General features: G+C 72.8%; 4 protein-coding genes. 3 read left to right on the top strand and 1 reads right to left on the bottom strand.

Going from position 1 to position 3,363, the window contains the following annotated elements; translation table 11 throughout:
* Positions 1-125 precede the first annotated feature (125 nt).
* The 3 genes from EEJ42_RS32870 to dapD all read left to right on the top strand — a co-directional run bounded on the left by EEJ42_RS32870 (position 126) and on the right by dapD (position 2,050).
* Positions 126-446 (top strand): DMT family transporter, encoded by a 321-nt coding sequence (locus EEJ42_RS32870; RefSeq protein ID WP_123105621.1) that lies wholly within the window; start codon positions 126-128, stop codon positions 444-446.
* Positions 446-985: a TetR/AcrR family transcriptional regulator gene (locus tag EEJ42_RS32875; RefSeq protein WP_123105623.1), complete on the top strand. Its 540-nt coding sequence runs from the start codon at positions 446-448 to the stop codon at positions 983-985. The genes EEJ42_RS32870 and EEJ42_RS32875 overlap by 1 nt, the downstream gene beginning before the upstream one ends.
* A gap of 72 nt (positions 986-1,057) precedes the next feature.
* Positions 1,058-2,050 (top strand): 2,3,4,5-tetrahydropyridine-2,6-dicarboxylate N-succinyltransferase, encoded by a 993-nt coding sequence (gene dapD, locus EEJ42_RS32880; protein WP_123105627.1) that lies wholly within the window; start codon positions 1,058-1,060, stop codon positions 2,048-2,050.
* Between the two features lie 240 nt (positions 2,051-2,290).
* Here the strand turns inward: dapD and dapA are convergent, their stop codons facing one another.
* Positions 2,291-3,163, bottom strand: coding sequence for a 4-hydroxy-tetrahydrodipicolinate synthase (dapA, locus tag EEJ42_RS32885; RefSeq protein WP_184503389.1), 873 nt, complete (start codon positions 3,161-3,163; stop codon positions 2,291-2,293).
* Positions 3,164-3,363 lie beyond the last annotated feature (200 nt).

Here is a 3,363-nt window from a genome sequence, read left to right on the forward strand (position 1 = left end):
CAACGTCTGACCGAGGTCTCCTGGGCTTTCGAAGCGGCCCCCGCGCATCGTGCGCGGGGGCCGCTTCGTGCGTCCCGGACCTTTTATGTGTACGGTCGTACGCATCGTTGTGTACACTCGTACGCATGGGATACCTGACGCTCTCCGGCGCGATCCTCGCCGAGGTCCTGGCGACCACCTCGATGAAGTACAGCGACGGCTTCAGCAAGCTCTGGCCGTCGGTCGCAACGGCTCTCGGCTACGGGATCGCCTTCGTGCTGCTCGCCCAGACGCTCAAGACGATCTCCGTCGGCACCGCGTACGCCGTCTGGGCCGGGGCCGGGACCGCCGTCATCGCCGCGATCGGGATGGTGTTCCTCGGCGAGGCGGTGACCGCCGCGCGGGTGATGGGGGTGCTGCTGGTGATCGCCGGGGTCGTCGTGCTGAACCTCGGCGGGGCCCACTGATGGGGCGCCGCTACGACCCGGAGCGGCGGCAGCGGATCATCGACGCCGCGATCGCGGTGGTGGGGGAGCGGGGGATCGGCGCGCTCAGCCACCGGGCCGTGGCCGCCGAGGCGGACGTACCGCTCGGATCGACCACGTACCACTTCGCGACGCTGGACGATCTGCTGGTCGCCGCGCTCGAGCAGGTCAACACCGAGTGTCTGGCCGATGTGGAGCGCATGGAGCGCGACGCGCCGCCCGGGATGCCGCTCGCGGACCAGATGGCGTGGCTGATGGAGCAGATGCTGACGGGCGACCGCAAGCGGCTGGAGCTGGAATACGAGCTGTATCTCGTCGGCCTGCGCCGCGCATCGGTGCGGCCGATCGCCGCCTCGTTCCTCGACCGGATGGCCGCGCTACTGGAGCGGCGTACTGGGGATCCGGACGTCGCGCGTGCCGTGAACGCCCTGTTCGACGGGATGCTGTTGCAGATCCTGCTGACCGGGCGGGCATTCGACCGGGAGGAGGCGCGGGCGGCGTTCGCCCGCGTGACCGGCTGAGGGCGCCGTGCCCCTGTCTGCTCCCTGGGACCGGTTAGCCTCCGGGGCCCGCCTCCGGTTAGCGTGCTGACCATGACCGATGCAGCCACCACCACCCGCACCACCGGCGCTGTCGCCGCCGGGCTCGCCACCCTCACCGAGGACGGCACCGTTCTGGACACCTGGTTCCCGGCCCCCGAGCTGGCCGACGCGCCCGGCCCGGCCGGGACCGAGCGGCTCGACGCCGAGCGCACCGCCCAGCTCCTGGGCGAGACCGCCCTCAAGGCGCTCGGCCCGGACCCGCGCCGTGGCGTCGAGATCGTCGCCGTCCGCACGGTCATCGCCTCGATCGACGACAAGCCGCTCGATGCGCATGATGTGTACCTGCGGCTGCACCTCCTCAGCCACCGGCTGGTCAAGCCGCACGGGCTGAGCCTGGACGGCCAGTTCGGCCTGCTCGCCAACGTCGCCTGGACCTCGCTCGGCCCCGTCGCCGCCGACCAGGTCGAGCGCGCCCGGCTCGCCGCCCGCGCCGAGGGGCTGCACCTGTCGGTGACCAGCGTCGACAAGTTCCCGCGGATGACGGACTACGTCGTTCCGGCCGGTGTCCGCATCGGTGACGCCGACCGCGTACGGCTCGGCGCGCACCTCGCCGCCGGGACCACCGTCATGCACGAGGGCTTCGTCAACTTCAACGCGGGCACGCTGGGCACCTCCATGGTCGAGGGCCGCATCAGCGCGGGCGTCGTCGTCGGCGACGGCTCCGACATCGGCGGCGGCGCGTCGATCATGGGCACGCTGTCCGGTGGCGGCAAGCAGACCATCACCATCGGCGAGCGCTGCCTGCTGGGCGCCGAGGCGGGCCTCGGCATCTCCCTCGGCGACGACTGCGTCGTCGAGGCGGGCCTGTACGTGACGGCGGGCACCCGGGTGACGCTCCCGGACGGCAAGATCGCCAAGGCCCTCGAGCTGTCCGGCGCCACGAACCTCCTCTTCCGCCGCAACTCCACAACCGGCGCGGTCGAGGTCCTGCCGCGCACGGGTTCGTGGGGCGGGCTCAACGAGGCGCTGCACAGCCACAACTGATCGCGGTGGGGTGGAAGTCCCCCACCCCGCCCCTTCCCGAAACCGTGGGCTGCGCCCCCGGCCCCCGCCCCCGGCGTTGCGCGGGCGTACTCGCACTGGTGCGCGCTGCCTGCGGTGTTGTACGGCCACGGCTGATCGCGGCGTACAGGAGGCGGGGACGGGGCTCCGCCCCCTGGGCCCTGCTTCGGGCGTGCCCGGGTGGGCGTGCTGCGCGCGGTTGGGGCTGGTCGGCTTTGGCGGTCAGGTCGCCGTCGCGTAGGTGGCGGCCAGGTCGGCCGTTACGGTCGCGTCCGCGCCGAAGAGGGGTGGGCGCACCGTTCCGCCGGGGCGGCCCAGGGTGCTCAGGAGCGCCTTGGCGGTTACCGCGCCGGGTAGGTGGGACATCATCGCGTCGATGAGCGGGGTCAGCGCGAGATGGCGGCGGGCGGCCTCTTCGGGGTCGCCCGCGTCGTACGCCTCCAGAACGCCCCGCACCTCGCGCGGTGCCACGTTCGCGACCGTGCTGATGCAGCCGACCGCGCCGATCGCCCTGAGCGGCAGGTTCAGCTCGTCGCAGCCGGAGTAGTAGGCGAGCCCGGTGGCGGCCATCGTCCGCGCCGACTTCATCAGGTCGTACGCGCAGTCCTTCACCCCGGTCACGCGGGGGTGTTCCGCGAGGCGGCACAGGGTGTCGTACGAGAGCGCGACGCCGGTGCGGAAGGGGATGTCGTACAGCGTGACCGGGATGCCGACCGCGTCGGCGACCATGCGGAAGTGCGCCTCGACGGCTTCCTGCGGTGGGCGGCTGTAGTACGGGGTGACCACCAGCAGGCCGTGCGCGCCCGCCTTCTCGGCGGCCCGCGCGAGCGCGACGGCGTGCGTCGTGTCGTTGCTGCCCACCCCCGCCACGATCCGCGCCCGGTCCCCGACGGCCTCCGTCACGGCCTCGATGACCGCCGTCTTCTCGGCGTCGGTCGTGGTCGGCGACTCCCCGGTGGTGCCGCCCAGCACGAGCCCGTCGCAGCCGCCCTCGTCGACGAGGGCGGCTGCGAGGTGTTGGGTGCCGGGGAGGTCGAGGTCGCCGTCCCGGGTGAAGGGGGTGACCATGGCGCAGGCGAGGTGGGATCTGGGCATGACGGAAGTGTCGCGCCGGGTATGCCGTAGGTCCACTTAATTCTTCTTGGTGCGTAGGTGTAGGGCTGCTACGGCGTGAGGGTGGGTGCCCGTTCCCCAGCCCCGCCCCTCCCCGAACCGGGGGACACCCCCGACCCCCGCCACCTCCGCCTCGGCGACGGCCGCCGGGAGTGCCCCCGGCTCCGGCCGCCCGGGCCGCG

This window comes from Streptomyces botrytidirepellens, from assembly GCF_003721215.1.
GTDB classification, from domain to species: domain Bacteria; phylum Actinomycetota; class Actinomycetes; order Streptomycetales; family Streptomycetaceae; genus Streptomyces; species Streptomyces himastatinicus.

Coding starts and splice junctions, on each gene's coding strand:
- EEJ42_RS32870 (WP_123105621.1), top strand. CDS start 126: ATGGGATACCTGACGCTCTCCGGCGCGATCCTCGCCGAGGTCCTGGCG.
- EEJ42_RS32875 (WP_123105623.1), top strand. CDS start 446: ATGGGGCGCCGCTACGACCCGGAGCGGCGGCAGCGGATCATCGACGCC.
- dapD (WP_123105627.1), top strand. CDS start 1,058: ATGACCGATGCAGCCACCACCACCCGCACCACCGGCGCTGTCGCCGCC.
- dapA (WP_184503389.1), bottom strand. CDS start 3,163: ATGCCCAGATCCCACCTCGCCTGCGCCATGGTCACCCCCTTCACCCGG.